This is a genomic window from Psychroserpens sp. (genome assembly GCF_047633235.1).
Taxonomy (GTDB): Bacteria; Bacteroidota; Bacteroidia; order Flavobacteriales; family Flavobacteriaceae; genus Psychroserpens.
The window spans coordinates 34,814-55,412 of the sequence record NZ_JBLIET010000016.1 but is presented as its reverse complement, the minus strand read 5'-3'; the positions used below and the strand labels follow the sequence as shown (position 1 = coordinate 55,412).

The window sequence follows — 20,599 nt, the reverse complement described above, 5'->3', positions numbered from 1 at the left end:
CCAAATGAATAAACGAAATCTTTATTTTGGTCTAGCGACAACTATTATTTTTATAGTTTCTTTATCGCTTCACTCCTGTATTATTAGGAACCCACAACCTGAAGACTGCAGTATCGTAACTGCTAGGATTATCGAAATAACTAAAGGACCATCATTTGACATTGTGTTTCATGATAATAGTGCAGACCGTTATTACATCAATCGTGGTTTAGAAAACAGATTAAATTTAGATTCTCTTAACGCGAAAGTTTTAAATAAAACTGTTACTTTGCACCTACCAGATTTATTTTATGGTACCTCTGAGCATATTGCGCAATTGGCAATAGACGATGAGATAATTTTTACAGAGTTTTCCTCTAATGCAGACGCAACAGAGGATTAATATCATACTATGGGAGAACAGAAACGTAAAGATACATCTAAAGGCGAGTTTATCTTTGGAAAAAAGAACTATAAATTCATGCTCATTGGTTTAGCATCTATTGTAATAGGTTTTATTATAATGTCTGGAGGCGGAAGCGATGACCCTAATGTTTTTGACCCTTCCATATTCCATTGGACACGTATCAGGTTAGCTCCAACGCTTGTATTACTAGGGTTTGGTATCCAAGTCTATGCTATTTTGTTGAATCCTGATAAAGAGAAAAAATCCAAATTATAAATCCCAGACATTAGAAATAATTCAGTTTCCAATTACTAATTTGGAATTTGATATTTGTATGTAGATATTTGCCTCATGGATATTATCGATTCAATAATATTAGGAATTATACAAGGCCTAACTGAATTTTTACCAGTATCGTCTAGTGGTCATTTAGAATTAGGAAAAGCTATTCTAGGTGACGAATCTCTGCCAAAAGAAAGCTTATTATTCACTGTTGTTTTGCACTTTGCTACTGCATTAAGTACTATTGTTATATTTAGAAAAGACATCTTAAATATTATAAAAGGGGTTCTAAGATTTGAATGGAACGAGGATTTACAATTTGTTTCTAAAATTGCATTATCTATGATTCCCGCTGTCATTGTTGGGCTCTTTTTTGAGGAACAGCTTGAGCAATTATTTGGAGGTAATATTCTACTTGTAGGCTGTATGCTTATTGTTACTGCTGCTTTATTATTTTTAGCAGATAGAGCAAAAAATACCAAGAAAAAAGTAAGTTTCTCAAATGCTTTAATCATTGGAATATCTCAAGCCATTGCTTTGCTTCCTGGAATTTCACGCTCTGGAGCAACAATTTCTACCTCTGTTTTATTGGGTAATGACAAAACTAAAGCCGCTCGTTTTTCTTTTTTAATGGTGGTGCCTCTTATCTTCGGAAAGATCGCCAAAGACATTTTAAGCGGAGACATAACTTATGATAGTTCCAACTTTACTAATTTAGGTGCTGGTTTTATTGCAGCATTTATTGCAGGACTATTTGCTTGTACTTGGATGATTGCTTTGGTAAAAAAGAGTAAACTCTCCTATTTTGCTGTTTACTGTGTCGTTGTTGGTCTCACTGCCATTATATTTACCTTAACAAATAAATAAAATTTATGACTGCTGAAGACTTCCAATCTGGTCAAGTTTTACTCATTGACAAACCATTAACTTGGACCTCTTTTCAGGCCGTTAATAAACTGCGATGGGAAATTAGACAAGCCTTCAATATTAAAAAAATTAAAGTTGGTCATGCAGGAACTCTCGATCCCTTAGCGACAGGTCTATTGATTATTTGTACAGGGAAAATGACAAAACAAATCAATACATTTCAAGGACAGGATAAAGAATATATAGGTACTTTTGTTTTAGGCAGTACAACACCTTCTTACGATTTAGAATCTGAAATAGACCAAACGTTTCCAACCGAGCATATTTCTGAAGAACTCATTCACAATACTACCAAACAATTTACTGGAGAGATTGATCAATATCCACCAGTATTTTCGGCATTAAAAAAAGATGGAAAGCGTTTATATGAGTATGCAAGAGCTGGCGAGGCTGTAGAAATCGCCTCTAGAAAAGTAAGTATATCAACATTTGAAATCACCAAAATAGACGGGTTATATATTGAGTTTCGCGTGATTTGTAGTAAAGGAACTTATATACGTTCATTGGCTCATGATTTCGGAAAAGCCTTAAACTCTGGAGCACATCTCTCTGTTCTTCGACGCACCAAAATTGGAGCCTATGATGTTAAAAACGCAATTTCTCCCGAAGATTTTATAGGATCTCTTTCTTCGGAATAATTATTGATAATCATTGTGGTCTAAACTGATACTATCGTGAAGCAAATCTCTACACTTCTTCTATTATTTTTTTTTACAATACTACACGCACAAGACGATCAAAAAACTAGCGGACTTTTTTATAAAGCATCTTTATCTGCGACATTGACAAACAATGAGGACTATACCATTGGAAATGATAATGACGAATCGTTTATTAATCTCAACGGAATTTTCTTCAATAATACGCTAGGCTATCAATTTGATATAAGGTCAAGTATTGGTTTAAACATTGAATACGGTCATTATCTCGATCAAAGCTTAAACTTCTTACCTGTCTATTTAGATTTCACTTATAACATCTTTGATTTTGATGATCAAGTATTTATTAGAGGGGGTTATGGTAAGTTAATTGATTTGGGAAAAGCATTTGAAAATGGCAATATGTATAAAGCAGGAATTGGTTATCGTGCTTATGATGATGATTTTAAAAATTCATGGCTTATAGGTTTTGACTTTAGCAGAAAACGCTTTGGTTTTAGACAGGAAGAAAAGTTGTCTAGCTTCGCCGTTTTCTTGGAGTTTATGTTGTTTTAATCTTTTTTCTTATTTTAACCGTATATATAATATCAATTTAATTTAGTCTACTTGAACTTTGTTGAAAAACATAAAGCACTCCTCTTTACGTCCTTAATTACAGGGACTATAGTTCTTGGTATGTTTAATTTCAGTCTAACGCAAAAATCAGAATTGATTACTGAAAGCTTCTATGAAATTGAACCAATAACCGAAGAAGAATTAAAAGTCTTACAAGAAGAACTTAAAGCGCTTGAAGCAATGAAACAGGCTAACACTAATGAAGCCTCTAATGAAGATGAAGCGTTTAAGGAAATGATGCGTAATTTTAAATCCATGAGTAACGCACCAACTCATGAAGAGCAAACACAAGAAGACGATGCCCTTGAAGACAGTTCTCAAAATCCTGAAGACGTGTTGACCTCTGCCTCATCTTCTCAAAGTTCAAAACAATATGCCCTTAATGACAAAGAACGAGAACGCTTCAATAAAACTAACGATATCTTAGCCATGCATACAGCCAAAGAACCTGATAGAAAAACACATAGCAACTCTAATAGTAGCGTATCATTTTCCTTGAAAAACCGGGAGAAAAGAAGGTTGCCTCCCCCAGTTTATTTATGCGAAACTGGCGGCAAAATTGTAGTTAATATTACGGTGAATGCGCAAGGTCAAGTTACTGGCCCTTATATCAATTCATCCTCGTCTAGCGATAACCAATGTTTAATAGATACCGCTCTAGAATATGCTCAAAATGCTATTTTTACTGATGCAAATCGCAAGAGTCAGATAGGCTCTATTACTTACTATTTTAAAAGTAAATAGAGGTTTTTAACGCTAAAAAACTACAATCCACTCAGCATTTCTAAAAGATCACTCATTGCGTTTTGACCTTTATTTGTATTGTACCAAACTTGTAAATCTTCTTTAAATTCTGGTGTTAATACACCATGTTCCTCTTTATAGTCATTAACTAGTTTTGTAGCTAAAGTTGGCCTTGGCCCATAGGTATTAAGCACGTTTCCTGTTGCATTGTCAATCATTATTACCTTTGCAATCGCTCGCCCACCATTAGTTAAAAACTGGTCCATCAAGTCTTCATTTTCGTCTCTAATCACCAATTTTAAGTCAATATTTTGAGATAGCTCTGCTATTTTATTTAGTACTGGAATCACGTGAGCAGCATCTCCACACCAACTTTCTGTAATGACCAACCACGTTACATTTCCAGAGAAATCAGCAACCCTTTCTTTTATGCCTTCGGAAATTTTAAGCGTCTTATCCCAACGCTTCATTCTCCTGTCGTTAAGCATGGTATAATTTGCTAGAGCTTCGGTTTTTTCGTCTCCAGTAGTTGATTCTTCCACCACTAACTGTTTTACCAAATTGCGATAATCTTGATATGAAATTGCGTGCTTTAAACTTTCTGTAATTATGTCTTTAATTGATCTGTTCTCCAATGTATTCATCTTATTTAGATTTACAATTTAAGCTAAACTGCGATAGTGATAAATAATTTCAATCATAATCTCATTACCCAAATTGATTTGTTATAACTAAGACGAGATATTAACTAAAAACTTACTATTTTTAAAAATCAGTTTATCTAAGCTTGTATTCATATGGAAAAACACAGATGTGGTTGGTGTAAAGGCAATCCACTTTATGAAGCCTATCACGATGAAGAATGGGGTGTTCCAGTTAAAGATGATGATACACTATTTGAATATCTTATTTTAGAAACCTTTCAAGCAGGTCTAAGCTGGATTACAGTTTTAAAAAAGCGTGACAACTTTAGAGAAGCATTTGATAATTTTAACTATAAAAAAATAGCAACTTACAATCAGAAAAAAATAGACAGCCTACTCCTAAACGTAGGCATTATAAGAAATAAGCTAAAAGTCAATGCCACCACCACAAATGCGCAAGCTTTTATAAAAATTCAAAACGAGTTTGATTCGTTTTCAAAATACGTTTGGAGTTTTGTTGACGGAACGCCAATTAAAAATGAATTTAAAAATCACAAAGATGCTCCTGCCAACACCCCTTTGAGTGATATGTTAAGTAAGGATTTAAAAAAACGAGGGTTTAAATTTGTAGGTTCTACTGTAATTTACGCGTACATGCAGGCTACAGGAATGGTGAATGATCATGACGTTAATTGTTTTAGATATGATGAAGTTTAATGTTCTAATCGTCTTAATTGCTCTGCTTTCTTTTTCAGGTGTTATAGCACAAAACAAAAACGAAAAAGAGTTTAGAATCTCCATGGATCAATATCCTAAGAACACCCAAATCGTCTTACTAAATATACCCAAAAACGCAAAACGTATTCGTCACTATCAAGAAACTGATGAAAAAAAATTAAGCTATGAAAGTAAATTTAAATTTAAAAAATATTGGTTTAGTGTTGAGTTCAATAGTGATGGTGTTTTAGAGGATATTGAGAAAACAATCAAAGAAAAAGAGCTAGAAAAAACAGTAAAAGAGGCTTTATATTTATTTTTAGAAACACAAGCATCTAAGTATAGTATTATAAAAATACAAGAGCAATACCTCTATAGTAGTAAAATTTTAGAAGTAGATTTTTTAAACGCTATACTAAGAAGCAGCTGCTCTATAAACTCAAATTACGAAATAATTATTGCCATAAAATCAGATAAAGAATGGCAACTAAAAGAAATGACTTTTGATTCAAATGGGCGTTTTTTAAACGCTCGACACCTTCAGCCAGACAGCTATGAATATATCATGTACTAGACTACTGGTTGTACTCTTGTTGTTTACAACTTTTGGGAGCCAAGCCCAAGATAAGACCACAATTCTTCACGAGCATGAATTCGCTTTAAGCCATGAATTTACCAAAAATTACAGTACTAATTTTGCTGTAAGTTCTCGTGCATTCACTTATAATAATGACGAAATAATATACCGGATGCGACAAGTTCAATTGAGTCATTTTTCTACCTTAAAATTAGATTTAAAACAGAGTATAGCACTGGGTTTAATGTATAGAAACCGTAATCTTTTTGAACACTCTAGTAATGAAATTAGACTCACACAACAGTTTAATAGAAGATCTATATTGAAGACGTTACGCTTTGGTCATCGCTTTAGAAGCGAACAACGCTTTTATGATGATTTTACTGCGTTTAGATTTAGATACAGGTTAGCTCTAGATATTCCTTTACAGGGTTTAAAACTAGACGTAGATGAAATGTATTTTGTGATTTATAATGAAGCTTTACTAACGAGTTCCTCTTCAAGAAAACCAGAAATCGGCTATCGTTTATCACCTTCAATTGGTATTCAATTATCAGAAAAATTAAGATTAGAATTTGGTTTAGAACTTCGCCTTGAAGCATTGAATATTGAAACGAGTGAGAGCTTATTTTTTAATACCTCTGTAGAATTAAGAATTTAAATCAAATATTCCAAGAACTCTTCTCTAGATATATCTTGCGCGCCTAGGCTCTCGAGATGACTGGTATATACCTGACAATCAATAAGCTTGTAATTTGAATTTTGAATAAACGTGATAAAACCTACTTTACTAGCATTACTTACAAGGCTAAACATGCTTTCACCACAAAACACACCGTTGTTAACATCAATACCATACAAACCTCCAACAAGTTGGTGATCTAACCAAACCTCAACAGATTTTGCATAGCCTAATTCATGTAACTTAATGTAAGCTTCTGTCATACTTTTAGTAATCCAAGTACCCGCTTGACCATCTCGTTTTATTCTTGAACACTCATTAATGACAGACTCAAAATCTTTATTTATTGTAATTTCAAAATCACTATTTCTAAGTACTTGCTTCATACTTTTAGACACTTTTAATTGCTCCGGAAACAGAACAAATCGAGGATCTGGAGACCACCAGATTAGAGGCTCTTCCTTGTCAAACCATGGGAAGATTCCACTTTTGTATGCGAGCATCAAACGCTCAGGGCACAGGTCACCTCCAATAGCCAATATACCCTCTTTAGACGCTTGGGAAATTGGTGGAAATTCTATAGTATGATTTAGAAGATGCATGCTTGACAAAAGTCGCCTAATTTAGTTCTTATGTTAAATTTATGGATATCCTTTGAGAAGTTTTCTTTTTTTGCCATATTTGATATGATCTTTGTGGATTAAATTTAGTTCAACATTGCTTTTTTTTGAGTTTGTTTATAAAGATCAAACCTAAAACCACAGTACTAAGTCCCGAAGAAATTTGGGGCTTTTTTAATTCCCCACCCAAAACGGTTTACTTACCCAGAATTAACAAAATTGATTATAACCTCTACTAAGTAAACATCTATTTTAATAGCATTATTGCATAAAAAAAACCTCATTGATTTCAACGAGGCTTCCAATACTAATGTAAACGTTAAATTAAGCGCTAACTTACTTAGCGAAGATTAAAACGGTAAATCGTCGTGATCTTCTTCGTTTAAATTTGTTGCTGGTTCAAAAGCTTCTGTCGGTGCAACAGGAGGTGCATTATCCCCTTCTGGCTGTGCAGCTTCGATTCTCCATCCTTGTACAGAATTAAAATATTTAGTCTCTCCTTGTGGATTGACCCATTCTCTACCTCTTAAATTGATATTTACTTTCACTGGTTGACCAACTTTGTAGCTGTTCAATAAATCTGTTTTGTCTTGAACAAATTCAACTAAGATATGTTGTGGATACTGTTCCTCTGTGGTTACTACCAGTTCTCTCTTTCTAAACCCATTACTTCCAAACGTTTGAGTTTCTCCGATCATTTTGACTTTTCCTTGTACTTCCATTGTTGTATTCCTTAAATTTAATTTTTGACTATTATTATTTATGATAGTAGCAATTTCCATGCACTATCGACATCACCATAACTCAAATAGTTTCTGGCAATTTTATGTTTTTCATGATGAGACTTGTTCTTGATATTAGGATAACGCTCACTCACAGTATTTATAAATTCTTCTATTTCACCTTGATTTGGCAAAGCCTCTACGTTACCTAATAGTCCTAAATCATTACCTGTTAAAACCATACTATTCTTAACTAGATCAGGCATCGCGTCAACACCAATACCTAATGTAGACAATGGCTTTGGTATTTCAAAAAAGCTATTTTTAGCTCTGCTATAATAACTACCACCTGCTCTTGCTACAAGATCTAATTTCTCTTGCACAATGACTTCTTCGTCATCTAAAACATCATCAGCGATATGAAGCTTGACTACTTCACAAATTATTAAATTTCCTGCACCTCCTTCGGTTCCTAAATGGATAATGTCATTGACCTTACATTCAAACTGTACTGGAGATTCTGCAACCCTAAAAGGTTTTACCAAATCAGACTCTAACATGGTTAACCCTGATTTATCAAATTCATTAACCCCTTTAGCATAATCTGTGCTACTTAATGACATTTGCTGTACAATATCGTAATTTACAACATTTATAACAACTTCTTTAGTTACCATAACATTCTCTAAAGTATGTTTTATGGTATTATCCCTAACACGTCTTGCCGGTGAAAAAATGAGTATTGGCGGATTCGCACTAAATACATTAAAAAAGCTATAAGGCGATAAGTTAGGATTCCCCTCAGCATCCATAGTACTCGCAAAAGCAATAGGTCTCGGAGCCACAGCACTTAATAAGTAACTATGCAATTTGCCTGTAGAGATGTCTTTTGGATTAAATGATGCCATTTGTTTAATTTATAGTTAAATAGTAGCGTTTCAAGATATTGAAATGCAAATGTAACCATATTGTTTACGCTATAAAAATGAATTCACCCTCTATCAAGACAATATTATTAACATAAAACGTTTATATTTAAAATCAAATTATAAGTTAATGGCATTTACCATAAATCGCAATATGACACGATGGATTATTATCGTGGCTTCTTTTATAATTATATCTCTTATTCTTTGGAATACATATGTATTTTTTCAAAATTTTAAAGCAGAAGAACGCAGTAAAATGGAAATCACATCTTTTGCTCAAAGAGATATTTTTAAGGCTATTGAAGAATCTGAAATTAATAATAGTGATGATATCTTAGCTGATTTGGACTTGGCTTGGAAAATACTTGACAACAACAATACAACGCCAATGATTCTTATGAATGGCGACTCAACAGCTAGTACTTTTAGGAATATTATAACTAAAACTGAAGTGGATTCTATACATGCTATTAAAGAATCTAAGTACGTAGATGAAAATATCAAGTTACTGATATCCCAATATGGTAAAGAAAACAAACCAATTAAAATAGAAAACACGAATCAGACAATCTACTATGGGAATTCATCTCTTCTCAACAAACTTAAATACTATCCTTTAGCCTTACTTCTAATTATATTACTGTTTGCAGCAGTAGCCTATTTCTTTTATAAAAGCACCAAAACTGCAGACCAAAATAAACTCTGGACAGGTATGGCTAAAGAAACAGCCCATCAAATTGGAACACCTTTATCTTCATTAGTGGGTTGGACAGAGATATTGAGAGGCGAAAACGTCAACCCAGACTATCTGGTTGAAATAGAAAAAGACATCACAAGACTACAAATCATTACAGATCGTTTTAGCAAAATTGGTTCATTGCCAACCTTAAAACGTTGTGATATTGTAAAAGAAACCATTGAATCTTACGACTATTTAAAATCAAGATCTTCAAAATTAATTGATTTTGAAATCAGTGCTCCTCAAGAAAAATTATACGTCAACCTCAATGATCAATTATTTAGTTGGACCATTGAAAATTTAGTAAAAAATGCCATTGATGCCATGAAAGGAAGAGGCGCTTTAAAATTAGTAATCACCAATGACGACAAGTACGTAAAAATCACTGTTGAAGATACCGGAAAAGGGATTTCTAAACAAAGTTATAATTCGGTATTTCAGCCAGGTTACACAACAAAGAAAAGAGGTTGGGGATTAGGGTTATCTTTGGCAAAACGAATTATAGAAGACTATCATAACGGAAAAATAAAAGTACTTAATTCTGAAATTGGAAAAGGAACAACCATGCAAATTTCATTGAAATTAATACCGTAGTTACAAGTCATGAAAAAGCAAAACTATTTCACATTAAAAGAAGTACAGCTCAACAATAACTGTCCAGAATGTTATTCTAACAAAGGTTTAGAACTCACCTTTAAACAGCGCCTTGTAGAAAACGACTTTTATAAAGCCATAACAGAAGAGCGGATAAATGAAATGCACTGTAACACTTGTAATACCGATATTTACCCAGCCAGATGGACTAATGAAATTGAGCGAGTAGTTGCTTATCAAAGACGCGCCATACAACCAAGACTAAAATCTCTAAAACTAAAAAAATTGTCTTGGATATTAATAGTTGTCAATGCGGTTATCCTCATTATCATGCTGTTATTTGTGATTGGAGTTTTAAAACTCTAATCACAAAAACGAAGTAATCCTATCAGCAATAGCTTCAAACTCGGCTTTCTCTAATTGTATTTTATTGATAAAACGAGCGTCTTCCATAGAATTCAACGGGATTAAATGCACGTGAGCATGTGGCACCTCTAAACCAATAACAGTCATCCCAACACGTTTACAAGACACCGCTTTCTCAATGGCCAGAGCCACTTGCCTTGAAAATTCCATTAAGCCATGATATGACGTTCCCTCTAATTCAAAAAGCTTATCAACTTCTTTCTTAGGAATACATAGCGTATGACCTTTAGCATTGGGATTAATATCCAAAAAAGCTAAATAATCTTCGGTTTCTGCTACTCTATAGCAAGGAATTTCGCCTGAAATAATTTTAGTAAAAATAGATGATGCCATGGTTTTATTGATTTATGTTAACCTGAATACCGTTAAAAGGACCTCTAGTTCAAGACTCTAAGTATTTTGATCGCGCTCAACCTGTCAAGTTGCCCTAAATATAAAAAGATTCCTTTTTTCTGAGGAATCTTTTGTTTATAATTTTTAGTTTGACAACTATCTTTTAGAAGATTCGATGGTCTTAGAACAGCTCATTTCAGAAAGCAAGAAACTTTATCTTGAAATCTCTAAAATATCAAATTTCATAATACCATTTGGCACTTGAACTTCTGCAACTTCACCAACAGACTTTCCTAAAAGCCCTTTTCCGATAGGAGAATTAACAGATAATTTATTAGATGCTAAATCGGCTTCACCATCTGCAACCAAAGTATATATCATTTCCATACCATTGGTTTGATTTTTGATTTTCACTGTAGACAATACTAAAGCTTTTGATGTGTCCATTTGAGACTCATCAATCACACGCGCACCTGCCAAAGTATCTTCTAGCTTAGCTATTTTCATTTCTAGCATACCTTGAGCTTCCTTAGCTGCATCGTATTCTGCGTTTTCACTTAAATCACCTTTATCTCTAGCCTCAGCAATAGCTTGAGAAGCACTTGGACGCTCTATATCTTTTAATCTTTTAAGTTCGTCTCTTAATTTTTTTAATCCTTCTGGAGTATAATAAGATGCTTTACTCATAATTCATTCGTTTAATGTTAAACAACATCAGTGACAGCTGCACCCAAAATATCCTGAAACGAGTTCGGGACTAATGAAAAAATCCCGCTGTCACGAGATTCAATACAAATATACAAAATATTTAATTCAACTCTAGGCCAAATTATGTGTAAGAAAGTCTATCACAGTTAAAAACTGTATTTCAAAATACATCATTTTATTACTAGTTAAAATTTAACCATGACTGGGTCGTGCTTAGAGTTCTAAAAACTCATCTTTAATTACAAATTTCAATTTCATAACGACGTTTTAGTATACAATTTGGATTTAAAATATTGTAAATTGCAGCCGATAATGGGGAATTAGATTATTCCATTTGTCATTGACCACCTAAAACTTATATTTATGAAAAAAATAGCATTCATTTTTTCGTTTTTTCTCCTAATAAACTGCGGAGACGACGATAGAATTAATAACTGTAATTTTTTAATTAACCTTGGGGTAAATGCTAGTCTCAATTTAAACTTACCAGAATACAGTCAACTAATGTTCACGAGTAATACCGTTTATATTGCCAATCAAGGTAATGCAGGTATTTATGTGACTAATGTTGGAAATGACACTTACAGAGCTTGGGATGCTGCAGACCCTAATCATGTGCAGAATGAATGCTCATTTTTACAACGTGATGGTGTAGAAGTGACGTGTAGTTGCGCAGATGAAAATAAATACAATTTATTTACTGGTCAAGCGCTTGGAGTACAATTACCATGCGGACTTAAAGAATACCGCGTCACCGTTTCGGGTTCAAATATTATAGTAAACAATTAGAGTTTCTTCAGAAATGTAACCTATAAGAGACGGCGAAATCTTGCGATTTGGGCGTTTTTTTATTTTATTCAAAAATATTAATTATTAAATTAACAATTTACTAATGAAAACATGCAAAACACCTTCAATTGGCTAACAACCGATAACGTATTAATTAAGGACTAAAAATATCCTGTAAAATTTGCAATTTAAATTTAATTATTTAAAAGTTTTAGAACGGTTTTAGTCAATTTATAGCAGGCTACAATTAGATAGATTCCTATTGTTTTTCAAACATATAATGTAAATTTTAATAAATATTCTAGCCCTTTAAAGTTAATAAACTCGTAAACTTCAGTTAACACATTCTCTATTTTTAAAAATGATATTTGTGACAGATAAATGTCAAAATGTTAAAACAATTTCCTTCAAAACTTTTAATGCTGTGTGCTTTTTTAGTATTCATAGCCAGAGCTTACCAATTTTATTTTTTTGGAGCGCCATTTCGAGCCATTTTCTGGGATGAAAGTTTATTATCACCAATTGTTGAAGGTATCTTTAATTATACCTGGTATGACTATGCCTCAAGCCAAACTACTAATATGTGGATTGAAAAATTTACAAAAGGCTGTAGTGTGTTATTTTTAATTTCTGGATGTCTAAGTCTCTTCTGGCAGAATATAAAATGGATTCGCTTCAAAAAAGTTATTTTAGGTACAAGTATATTCTTTTTAGTCTTCCTAGGTATTTGCATGGTGAAGGACAAAAACTACGATATTCTACAATTTTTTGAGCTTAGTATTCAAATTATCGTTCCTCTAATACTCTACCTTAATCCAGACTTGAGTAAGGTCAATTCAAGAGCATTAATGTTGTGGCTTAAAATAAGTATTGTATTAACGTTTGTACCCCATGGACTCTTTGCCATGGGTTTAATTTACGTCCCAGGCCACTTTATAGATATGACCATAAAAATCATAGGATTAACAGAAACGCAGTCTATACTATTTTTATATATAGTAGGTTTTTTAGACCTCCTAATATCTGTATTGATATTCTTTCCTAAAGTAGCCAAATATGCAGTTGGGTATGCCATAACTTGGGGTTTCCTTACCGCTTTTGCAAGATTAGCCTCTGGATTTAATGCCCATTTCTTTTGGCCCTCAATTCACAATTATACCTACTTGGTTGTGTATCGCTTGCCACACGGTCTCATCCCTTTAATCGTTTACTTACTCCTACCAAAAACTCAAACATTAACCAAAAAATTAGTACTCAATGACAACTAAATTACAGTTCACAATTATAGCCTTGCTATGTGTTTTTATCAGTTTTGCCAATAATGACAAATACCGCCTCATTATTGTTGATGATCCTGCCACTAAAATTACGATAGGTTGGAATCAAATTTCAGGTAATAATCCCATTGTCTATTATGATTCGGTAGACCATGGTACTGACATCTCGTTATATACTTTTTCTAAAATTGAAGATCGTTCTATCAATTACAGAAATATGGACAACCGCTTTGCTCGTTTAACAGGATTACAGCCCAATACCAATTATTACTTTGTGATTGCTGATGACGAAGGTATAAGCCAACGGTTCTGGTTCAAGACGACACCAGACGATACTAGTAGATTGTCGTTTGTGGCAGGTGGAGACTCTAGAAACAATCGCTCTCCGAGACAAAATGCCAACAAATTAGTGAGTAAACTTAAACCACATGCTGTATTTTTTGGTGGTGACATGACTGATGATGATACCAATACAGAATGGAGAGATTGGTTCGATGACTGGCAGTTGACTACTTCTAGCGATGGTAGAATGATTCCAATTGTTCCCACTCGTGGTAACCATGAAAATAATGTAGTTGTTTATAACTTGTTTGACACCCCAGATGAAAACTCATACTACGCTGTTACTTTTGGAGATAATCTCATAAGAACTTATACACTCAATTCTGAAATTTCAGTATTAGGTGATCAGTTAACTTGGCTACAAGATGACCTTACTGCCTCTTCAAACATGACTTGGAAAATGGCACAATATCACAAACCAATGCGTCCACATACCGCTTCAAAATCTGAAGGCAATGCACAATATGGCGCTTGGGCTCAATTATTTTATGATGAACAGGTGAAATTAGTAGTAGACTGCGATTCTCACATGTCAAAAACCACTTGGCCTGTAAGACCATCTTCAGGAGTTGGTAATGATGAAGGATTTGAAATTGACCAGCAGAACGGAACTGTTTATACTGGAGAAGGTTGTTGGGGAGCACCTTTGAGATCTAATAATGATGACAAAAGTTGGACTAGAAACTCAGGGACTTTCAACCAGTTTAAATTGATATTTGTGGATGCTCAAACTATTAAATTAAGAACCATTTTAGTCAATAATGCTGATGACGTCGCTGAAGTTGACAATGACGATCCATTTACATTACCAGAAAATCTAGATGTATTTTCTCCAGAAACTGGAGCAGTGGTGACCATTTCAAATGAAATTGATAATGACTGTCCAATCGTTGGGACCCCTTGCGATGATACAAATGCAGCTACTCTTATTGACGAAGAAAATGGATTTTGTAGTTGTGAAGGTTTACCTGAAAACGAGTTGATTGAAGAAACACTCCTTGTAGCAATATCTTCCGATGATGCTGAAGAATCTGTTTCTACTGGAAATGTTGACGTAACCGGCAGTAATTTAGATCTTATCCAAAATGATACTGAACAATTGGTAGGTATTCGTTTTGATAATGTCCAAATACCAAGCGGCGCAACGCTGTATAGAGCTTATATACAATTTGAAAGTGCATCACCCGATGATAACCAAGAAACAAATCTTAATATTCATGGAGAATTAGCAATAAGTAGTGCTACTTTTTCATCAGCAACTAATGACATTTCATCACGAATATTGACAATGAATTCAGTAAATTGGAGTGAAGTTGATTCTTGGGAAAGTGCTGGTGAAACTGATCTAATTCAGCGCACACCTTACCTCAATACTGTAATTAGTGAAATTATTATGCAAGACGATTGGATATCTGGTAATGCATTAAGTTTTATTATTTCTGGTGAAGGTCAACGCATGGCGAAATCACAAGATTCTGGCAACGCACCCATTCTTAGATTATTTTATCAACTTCCTTGTAATGATGCAGGGACAGCTTGTGATGATGGCGACGCAAATACAATAATAGATGTAGAAGACGGTAATTGTAATTGTATTGGTATTCTCGAAACAGATACGGTAATAACAGAAGTAGACTCAGGTCCTGACGATGCAGAACAATCTGAAATTGGAGGCATAATGTACATTGATAGCTCTGACCTAGAGTTAGTTTTTGATTCTTTCGCAGGTCAAAATAATCAAACCGTAGGTGTTCGATTTAATAATATCTTAGTCCCAAGTGGTGCCATTATTTCAGAAGCTTATATTCAATTTACTACAGATGAATCTAATGATACACCCACAAACATTTCAATTTCTGGAGAGCTTTCTGCCAATAGCATCACGTTTACAGAAACAAACTTTGATATTGAAAACCGAACGCGCACTAACGCAGTAGTCAATTGGCCAAACATCCCAGAGTGGAGTGTAGTTGGCAGCAATTCTGAAGCACAAAAAACACCAAACGTACAAACGATTGTTCAGGAAATTGTTGAACAAGACAGTTGGTCAATCCTTAACTCAATGACATTTTTCTTTAATGGTGAAGGCAAAAGAACTGCTGAATCCTATAATGGAGATGCGAGTGCTTCTCCCCAATTAATCATTAGTTACACTTTAAATGATAACTGCACCATCGCTGGCACACCTTGCGATGACGGTGATGATATGACCGTGAATGATGAGCAAAACGGATTTTGCGGTTGTATAGGTCTTTCAACTTTAGATTTAGTAGAAGATGATATACCTGTAGCCAACAATAGCGATGATGCCGAAGAGTCTATTGCTAGCGGTCAAATTGATATTAATAGTAGTGACTTAGAGCTTATTTATGATGGTGTCGATCAACTGGTCGGGATTCGTTTTGATAACGTTCAGTTACCCGAAGAAGCCATTTTATATCGCGCTTATATCCAGTTTCAAACTGATGAAGATGATTTCGAAGAAGATCCTACAAATCTTATTATTAATGGTGAGCTCGCAGTTTCTAGTGAGACGTTTTCCGAAGCAACAGGAAATATTTCCTCAAGAATATTAACGACCAGTAACACTGCTTGGGATGAAATCGCCCTTTGGGATACTGTTGGAGAAACGGGATTAAACCAAAGAACACCTTATGTAACTTCTATTATTAACGAAGTAACTACTCAGGACGGTTGGGTATCTGGCAACCCAATTACATTTATTATTTCTGGTAACGGGAAACGTGTTGCCGAAGCTAAAGATGGTAGCGCAGCTCCAATTCTAAAATTGTTCTATCAATACGCTACGCCATGTCCAGATTTTGGAACAGCATGTGATGATAATAATGAAAACACCTACCTGGATGTTGAAGATGGGAACTGTAATTGCGCTGGTGTCCCAGAAAGTGGCACACTTACTTACAGTATTAACGCCAGTAATAATGACGCCGAAGAAGCGATAAATACTGGTGAAATGGATTTAGGTAGTAGTGATTTAGAACTGACTTTTGAGTCTGGCACAACTAATCAAATAGTAGGACTACGTTTCACAGGTATTCAATTACCAAGCGATGCCTTGATAATAAATGCTTATATTCAATTTACAGTGGATGACGATAATACAGACGATACCAATTTAAATATTGCTGTGGAAGCATCTGGAAACTCAACCGAATTTCTCGATACAGATTTCAATTTATCCAATCGAATTACTGCAGCAAATTCAGTAGTATGGTCGAACATACCAGAATGGACAACTGTTGGAGAAGCAGATGTAAACCAACAGACACCAAATATTTCGGTATTAATTACTGATGTTCTCACGCAAACTGATTGGAATGCATTTAACGCCATGAGTTTTATCTTTACTGGAACAGGAGAACGCGAGGCAGAATCGTTTGATGGCAGTGCTGCAGCTCAATTGGTCATTGAATACGAGCTCAACACTTTATCCCTAGAAACTATTAAGAAAGATACTTTCGAGATGTATCCCAATCCCTCAACATCTATATTACATTTAAAATCGACTAACAAGATTGAACAGGTCTCACTTTATAATATTATAGGACAAAAGGTATTAAATCTGCTTACCGATTCAGTAAGTGTTGACCTGGATGTCTCAAAATTTGAAGCAGGTGTTTATTTTATTGAAATTCGTCAAAATGGAAATCAGGTTGCCGCGAAGAAAGTAATCATCAACTAATTAGAAATAAATATCATAAAACAGATTTAGTCAAAATTAAAACTCCCTATCGAAAGATGAGGGAGTTTTTTTATTTACTGCGGAAATATTAAACTAAAATAAATAAGCTGTTAATTTAAAAATGATTCTAACTCAAATCATTAATAGTATAATATTAGAGGCATGTGGCAAACAATATCTTTGATTTATTTCACTGTACTTAATTACTTTAATCTCATTTCAATTACACAAGCAATAATTTTTTATAAGACATTCATATCTTTACTGCAACTGACTTAACGACCAACCAGTAATACTAAAATAATAATGTCACACCCAACAAAAAGTTAGACGTCGCTTGCGGATAAAAGCCTGCAAAATAACCTGTCGTTGTTCCGGTTAGACTAGAACTATCCTCAAAATCAAATGATCCAAAATAACCATTAGATACAAATTCTTCATTTAAGATATTATTAAATAATCCAGAAAATACAACTGTTTCAAAAACAGATTTTGGTTTCCATTCATACGTAATACTGATATCATTAATAAAATAACTTGCTAATTTAGAATCTGAGTTTTCAGTATTTCCCATAAATTGCTCACCCACGAATTTGCTCAATAACGAGATTTGAAATCCCGCTTTTGGTTGAAACACGAAAGCATTGGCTGCTACTAATTCTGGAGAAAACGAAATATCTGTTTGACCCAAATTCAAAAGTTCTCCGTTTACAGATTCAAATGTCTCTATATTTTTATTAGAACTAATCGTGAAGTTAGGCTGTAGAGAAAATTTATCGGTTAGTGCAATAGCTGCATCTACTTCTAGACCTAAACGGTAACTATCGCCATTATTTGATCTAATAGGATCTCCAGTGTTGTCTATTTGACCTGTCAATACTAATTGCTCATTATATAACATGTAATAGCCATTAACATTCAGCCTGAATTTTTGAGTGTTATGTCTCCAACCCAATTCAAAGTCATTAAGCTGCTCTGGTTTTACAGTTGCATTATTTTCAAAATCGCTTCTGTTTGGTTCTCTATTGGCTCTTGCGTACGAGAAATACAAGTTATTATCTGTGTTTACGGTATAGGTGATACCTGCCTTTGGATTAAAGAAATTAAAAGTTTCATCTACATTAAAAGGCACTCTATCTGAAGTCAACCCAGACGTTTTATAGTCTACTGCCCTAAATTGTAAATCCCCATATAAACTCACTTTATCATTAAGTCGATACGTCGCTTTTGTAAAGAAACTCAAGTCCGTCTTTTTACCATTACCTTCATAATAACGATCTCTAATCTCGCTAGCGCTAGCAAACTCAGACCAGATTATTTCACCAAAGTGATCACCATCATAGAAACTATACGAGCCACCAAAGATCATATCAATCTCACTATTTTTGTAATTTGCACTAGCATTAAGCACATAGAAATCATTATCTAACCAACGACGTCTAATTAAATCGGTAGTATTAACCGTTTCTCCTCCAATAGTGATTGGTGCTAAATCATAATCTTCAAAATCTTCATCTTCTTTATATTGCTCAAAATATCCTCTTCCGTAAGTATAATTTAATCCAATATTGGTAGACCATCTGTTATTATAACGTTGATTCCAGTGTAATTGGTAATGATCTTGATTGTAATTATCAACCTCATTATCGTAAAAACGGGTGTTCCCATCTGCGTCTGTATACTGACCTGAAGGATTAAAAGTTCTATCTTCAGCTAATTGATCTGCATCGATTCCGTTCCAAGCTTGGTACGTAACTTCTTGCCCGCCAAAAGTTATCGCTTTTATTAATGTATTATCATCAATATAAGACCCTTGTAAGAAGTAAGATTTTAAATCGGTTCTTGCACGATCAATATAACCATCTGAGGAAATATTTGATAAACGACCAGCAATCTCAATATGATCATTTAACAATCCTGTACTAAATTTAACGGTGTGCTTTCTAGTATTAAAACTTCCGAAGGAATTAGAAATTTCTCCGTTAGACTCCTTTGAGACCGCATCTGTTAATACATTGATACTCGCACCAAAAGCACCAGCACCATTAGTGGACGTCCCAACACCGCGTTGCAATTGCAAACTCTCAACAGATGATGCAAAATCCCCTAAGTTTACCCAAAATGTCCCTAACGATTCAGCATCGTTATAGGGAATCCCGTTGATGGTTACATTTGTAGATTGAGCATTAATACCACGGACACGAATCCCTGTGTATCCTACTCCTGCCCCAGCATCTGTGGTGGTCACAACCGAAGGTAAGAAGTTTAATAAGACAGGGATATCTTGTCCTAAATTCCGTTTTGCCAATTCTTTTTTGGTCACGTTTGTGTGCGTGATTGGCGATGTAGCTTCTACCCTAACGGCTTTGACTAAGACTTCGTCAAGCTTTTCTGTTTTAGTAGAATCCTGTTTTGTTTGATTGTCTTGCGCAAAAGCACTGGACGTTAACACTAAAAGTGCTAAAAAAAGAAAATAGTTTTTCATTACGACTATAAATTATAATCGAATAAAAAGAGGTCATTATTCTTTATGGTTAATAATTAGTAAAATTTTGAGCGTTAATAGATGAATGATTAGAGAAATGCGATAAGCATTTCTTACACTCACAAAAAATGTCCTCAGGACATTTCATTAACGTTCACTTCCTAAACAGCATTACCTGTTCTAGGTTCAATGGGTATGATCTCAGCCGATAATAGGCACCCCTTTAATGAGAACGCTGCAAATGTAAAACAGATTTATCATTTGAACATCAAGAATTACTATTTTTTTTAATCAATCTATTTCTGGAGGCTTACGCTTTGATTTTTTTTCCGAAGTTTTACGCTTATTAGTTAGTCGTTTTCTAACTACTGCCCTTGGAATTTTAGTTAGAATACGATCTTTTTCTTCAATTAAACCCTCACTAATCAAATCTAAAAAACGTTTAATAATTATATCTTTATTTTTATGCTGACTCCTACTCTCTCCACATTGTAAGATTAAGACATCTTCTTTTGTGAGCCTTGTTCTAAGATTGGTTTTAATGAGTTGCTTTTGATCAATCGATAAAAATTGTGAGTTCTCTAAATCAAAAGTCAACTCTACTTTAGATGACGTTTTATTGACATGTTGACCGCCTGCTCCAGAACTTCTAATAAATTTAAAGCTCAATTCTCTTAATATGGCTTTCTCATCAAGCATG

The 20,599-nt window shown here is 34.2% G+C and carries 22 protein-coding genes and 1 riboswitch; of the genes, 14 read left to right on the top strand and 8 right to left on the bottom strand.

Features of this window, described 5'->3' with window-relative positions; genetic code table 11:
* The first annotated feature begins 4 nt into the window (after positions 1-4).
* The 6 genes from ACJAZK_RS07120 (at position 5) to ACJAZK_RS07095 (ending at position 3,612) form a co-directional block, all read left to right on the top strand.
* Positions 5-382 (top strand): hypothetical protein, encoded by a 378-nt coding sequence (locus ACJAZK_RS07120; protein ID WP_415223304.1) that lies wholly within the window; start codon positions 5-7, stop codon positions 380-382.
* A gap of 9 nt (positions 383-391) precedes the next feature.
* Positions 392-661, top strand: coding sequence for a DUF3098 domain-containing protein (locus ACJAZK_RS07115; RefSeq protein WP_415223303.1), 270 nt, complete (start codon positions 392-394; stop codon positions 659-661).
* A gap of 75 nt (positions 662-736) precedes the next feature.
* Entirely contained in the window at positions 737-1,534 is a 798-nt protein-coding gene (locus tag ACJAZK_RS07110; RefSeq protein ID WP_415223302.1) for an undecaprenyl-diphosphate phosphatase, read from the top strand.
* A gap of 5 nt (positions 1,535-1,539) precedes the next feature.
* Positions 1,540-2,232, top strand: a complete 693-nt coding sequence (gene truB / locus ACJAZK_RS07105; protein ID WP_415223301.1) for a tRNA pseudouridine(55) synthase TruB — start codon at positions 1,540-1,542, stop codon at positions 2,230-2,232.
* Positions 2,233-2,268: 36 nt separating this feature from the next.
* Complete coding sequence (locus tag ACJAZK_RS07100; RefSeq protein ID WP_415223300.1) at positions 2,269-2,808, top strand: hypothetical protein; 540 nt, start codon at positions 2,269-2,271, stop codon at positions 2,806-2,808.
* Between the two features lie 51 nt (positions 2,809-2,859).
* Positions 2,860-3,612: a hypothetical protein gene (locus tag ACJAZK_RS07095; RefSeq protein ID WP_415223299.1), complete on the top strand. Its 753-nt coding sequence runs from the start codon at positions 2,860-2,862 to the stop codon at positions 3,610-3,612.
* A 20-nt stretch (positions 3,613-3,632) separates the two neighbouring features.
* On the opposite strand, the gene ACJAZK_RS07090 is transcribed toward ACJAZK_RS07095, so the two are convergent.
* Positions 3,633-4,256 carry a thioredoxin family protein gene (locus tag ACJAZK_RS07090; protein WP_415223298.1) on the bottom strand — a complete coding sequence of 208 codons (624 nt, stop codon included), beginning with the start codon at positions 4,254-4,256 and terminating at the stop codon, positions 3,633-3,635.
* Between the two features lie 153 nt (positions 4,257-4,409).
* Here ACJAZK_RS07090 and ACJAZK_RS07085 point away from each other — a divergent pair, with 153 nt between their 5' ends.
* From ACJAZK_RS07085 to ACJAZK_RS07075, 3 genes are read left to right on the top strand one after another with little or no spacing between them, the layout of a single operon-like run.
* Positions 4,410-4,973: a DNA-3-methyladenine glycosylase I gene (locus ACJAZK_RS07085; protein ID WP_415223297.1), complete on the top strand. Its 564-nt coding sequence runs from the start codon at positions 4,410-4,412 to the stop codon at positions 4,971-4,973.
* The gene (locus ACJAZK_RS07080) at positions 4,960-5,547 is read left to right on the top strand and encodes a hypothetical protein (protein ID WP_415223296.1); all 588 of its coding nucleotides are present in this window, start codon (positions 4,960-4,962) and stop codon (positions 5,545-5,547) included. Before ACJAZK_RS07085 ends, ACJAZK_RS07080 begins: the two co-directional genes overlap by 14 nt.
* Positions 5,528-6,211, top strand: coding sequence for a DUF2490 domain-containing protein (locus ACJAZK_RS07075; protein ID WP_415223295.1), 684 nt, complete (start codon positions 5,528-5,530; stop codon positions 6,209-6,211). Before ACJAZK_RS07080 ends, ACJAZK_RS07075 begins: the two co-directional genes overlap by 20 nt.
* Here ACJAZK_RS07075 and aat read toward each other — a convergent pair.
* The 3 genes from aat to ACJAZK_RS07060 all read right to left on the bottom strand — a co-directional run bounded on the left by aat (position 6,208) and on the right by ACJAZK_RS07060 (position 8,482).
* A complete protein-coding gene (gene aat / locus ACJAZK_RS07070; protein WP_415223294.1) occupies positions 6,208-6,834 on the bottom strand; it encodes a leucyl/phenylalanyl-tRNA--protein transferase in 627 nt (208 codons plus the stop codon). The two genes, ACJAZK_RS07075 and aat, sit on opposite strands and share 4 nt — an antisense overlap.
* 368 nt (positions 6,835-7,202) lie before the next feature.
* The gene (locus ACJAZK_RS07065) at positions 7,203-7,574 is read right to left on the bottom strand and encodes a DUF3127 domain-containing protein (RefSeq protein ID WP_147231156.1); all 372 of its coding nucleotides are present in this window, start codon (positions 7,572-7,574) and stop codon (positions 7,203-7,205) included.
* A gap of 38 nt (positions 7,575-7,612) precedes the next feature.
* A complete protein-coding gene (locus ACJAZK_RS07060; protein ID WP_415223293.1) occupies positions 7,613-8,482 on the bottom strand; it encodes a flavin reductase family protein in 870 nt (289 codons plus the stop codon).
* Between the two features lie 148 nt (positions 8,483-8,630).
* Between ACJAZK_RS07060 and ACJAZK_RS07055 the strand changes: the two genes are divergently transcribed.
* Both ACJAZK_RS07055 and ACJAZK_RS07050 read left to right on the top strand, forming a co-directional pair.
* Positions 8,631-9,836: a sensor histidine kinase gene (locus tag ACJAZK_RS07055; protein WP_415223292.1), complete on the top strand. Its 1,206-nt coding sequence runs from the start codon at positions 8,631-8,633 to the stop codon at positions 9,834-9,836.
* Between the two features lie 9 nt (positions 9,837-9,845).
* Positions 9,846-10,202, top strand: coding sequence for a hypothetical protein (locus tag ACJAZK_RS07050; RefSeq protein ID WP_415223291.1), 357 nt, complete (start codon positions 9,846-9,848; stop codon positions 10,200-10,202).
* Here the strand turns inward: ACJAZK_RS07050 and ACJAZK_RS07045 are convergent, their stop codons facing one another.
* Both ACJAZK_RS07045 and greA read right to left on the bottom strand, forming a co-directional pair.
* A complete protein-coding gene (locus ACJAZK_RS07045) occupies positions 10,203-10,595 on the bottom strand; it encodes an HIT family protein (RefSeq protein WP_415223290.1) in 393 nt (130 codons plus the stop codon).
* Positions 10,596-10,808: 213 nt separating this feature from the next.
* Positions 10,809-11,282 (bottom strand): transcription elongation factor GreA, encoded by a 474-nt coding sequence (gene greA / locus ACJAZK_RS07040; RefSeq protein ID WP_028872846.1) that lies wholly within the window; start codon positions 11,280-11,282, stop codon positions 10,809-10,811.
* Between the two features lie 384 nt (positions 11,283-11,666).
* Between greA and ACJAZK_RS07035 the strand changes: the two genes are divergently transcribed.
* From ACJAZK_RS07035 to ACJAZK_RS07025, 3 genes are all read left to right on the top strand, one after another.
* Positions 11,667-12,092 carry a hypothetical protein gene (locus ACJAZK_RS07035; protein ID WP_415223289.1) on the top strand — a complete coding sequence of 142 codons (426 nt, stop codon included), beginning with the start codon at positions 11,667-11,669 and terminating at the stop codon, positions 12,090-12,092.
* 389 nt (positions 12,093-12,481) lie between these two features.
* A complete protein-coding gene (locus ACJAZK_RS07030) occupies positions 12,482-13,360 on the top strand; it encodes a hypothetical protein (protein WP_415223288.1) in 879 nt (292 codons plus the stop codon).
* Positions 13,350-17,414 carry a T9SS type A sorting domain-containing protein gene (locus ACJAZK_RS07025; RefSeq protein ID WP_415223287.1) on the top strand — a complete coding sequence of 1,355 codons (4,065 nt, stop codon included), beginning with the start codon at positions 13,350-13,352 and terminating at the stop codon, positions 17,412-17,414. The genes ACJAZK_RS07030 and ACJAZK_RS07025 overlap by 11 nt, the downstream gene beginning before the upstream one ends.
* Positions 17,415-17,709: 295 nt before the next feature.
* Here the strand turns inward: ACJAZK_RS07025 and ACJAZK_RS07020 are convergent, their stop codons facing one another.
* On the bottom strand, positions 17,710-19,899 hold the full coding sequence (locus ACJAZK_RS07020; protein ID WP_415223286.1) for a TonB-dependent receptor: 2,190 nt from the start codon (positions 19,897-19,899) through the stop codon (positions 17,710-17,712).
* A gap of 141 nt (positions 19,900-20,040) precedes the next feature.
* A riboswitch (TPP riboswitch) is annotated at positions 20,041-20,132 on the bottom strand.
* A gap of 58 nt (positions 20,133-20,190) precedes the next feature.
* Complete coding sequence (gene arfB / locus ACJAZK_RS07015) at positions 20,191-20,598, bottom strand: alternative ribosome rescue aminoacyl-tRNA hydrolase ArfB (protein WP_415223285.1); 408 nt, start codon at positions 20,596-20,598, stop codon at positions 20,191-20,193.
* Between the last annotated feature and the right edge of the window lies 1 nt (position 20,599).

What these genes read in the sequence shown, in the direction of transcription:
- ACJAZK_RS07120 (WP_415223304.1), top strand. Translation starts at nt 5, where the DNA reads ATGAATAAACGAAATCTTTATTTTGGTCTAGCGACAACTATTATTTTT.
- ACJAZK_RS07115 (WP_415223303.1), top strand. Translation starts at nt 392, where the DNA reads ATGGGAGAACAGAAACGTAAAGATACATCTAAAGGCGAGTTTATCTTT.
- ACJAZK_RS07110 (WP_415223302.1), top strand. Translation starts at nt 737, where the DNA reads ATGGATATTATCGATTCAATAATATTAGGAATTATACAAGGCCTAACT.
- truB (WP_415223301.1), top strand. Translation starts at nt 1,540, where the DNA reads ATGACTGCTGAAGACTTCCAATCTGGTCAAGTTTTACTCATTGACAAA.
- ACJAZK_RS07090 (WP_415223298.1), bottom strand. Translation starts at nt 4,256, where the DNA reads ATGAATACATTGGAGAACAGATCAATTAAAGACATAATTACAGAAAGT.
- ACJAZK_RS07085 (WP_415223297.1), top strand. Translation starts at nt 4,410, where the DNA reads ATGGAAAAACACAGATGTGGTTGGTGTAAAGGCAATCCACTTTATGAA.
- ACJAZK_RS07080 (WP_415223296.1), top strand. Translation starts at nt 4,960, where the DNA reads ATGATGAAGTTTAATGTTCTAATCGTCTTAATTGCTCTGCTTTCTTTT.
- ACJAZK_RS07075 (WP_415223295.1), top strand. Translation starts at nt 5,528, where the DNA reads ATGAATATATCATGTACTAGACTACTGGTTGTACTCTTGTTGTTTACA.
- aat (WP_415223294.1), bottom strand. Translation starts at nt 6,834, where the DNA reads ATGCATCTTCTAAATCATACTATAGAATTTCCACCAATTTCCCAAGCG.
- ACJAZK_RS07065 (WP_147231156.1), bottom strand. Translation starts at nt 7,574, where the DNA reads ATGGAAGTACAAGGAAAAGTCAAAATGATCGGAGAAACTCAAACGTTT.
- ACJAZK_RS07060 (WP_415223293.1), bottom strand. Translation starts at nt 8,482, where the DNA reads ATGGCATCATTTAATCCAAAAGACATCTCTACAGGCAAATTGCATAGT.
- ACJAZK_RS07055 (WP_415223292.1), top strand. Translation starts at nt 8,631, where the DNA reads ATGGCATTTACCATAAATCGCAATATGACACGATGGATTATTATCGTG.
- ACJAZK_RS07050 (WP_415223291.1), top strand. Translation starts at nt 9,846, where the DNA reads ATGAAAAAGCAAAACTATTTCACATTAAAAGAAGTACAGCTCAACAAT.
- ACJAZK_RS07045 (WP_415223290.1), bottom strand. Translation starts at nt 10,595, where the DNA reads ATGGCATCATCTATTTTTACTAAAATTATTTCAGGCGAAATTCCTTGC.
- greA (WP_028872846.1), bottom strand. Translation starts at nt 11,282, where the DNA reads ATGAGTAAAGCATCTTATTATACTCCAGAAGGATTAAAAAAATTAAGA.
- ACJAZK_RS07035 (WP_415223289.1), top strand. Translation starts at nt 11,667, where the DNA reads ATGAAAAAAATAGCATTCATTTTTTCGTTTTTTCTCCTAATAAACTGC.
- ACJAZK_RS07030 (WP_415223288.1), top strand. Translation starts at nt 12,482, where the DNA reads ATGTTAAAACAATTTCCTTCAAAACTTTTAATGCTGTGTGCTTTTTTA.
- ACJAZK_RS07025 (WP_415223287.1), top strand. Translation starts at nt 13,350, where the DNA reads ATGACAACTAAATTACAGTTCACAATTATAGCCTTGCTATGTGTTTTT.
- ACJAZK_RS07020 (WP_415223286.1), bottom strand. Translation starts at nt 19,899, where the DNA reads ATGAAAAACTATTTTCTTTTTTTAGCACTTTTAGTGTTAACGTCCAGT.
- arfB (WP_415223285.1), bottom strand. Translation starts at nt 20,598, where the DNA reads ATGCTTGATGAGAAAGCCATATTAAGAGAATTGAGCTTTAAATTTATT.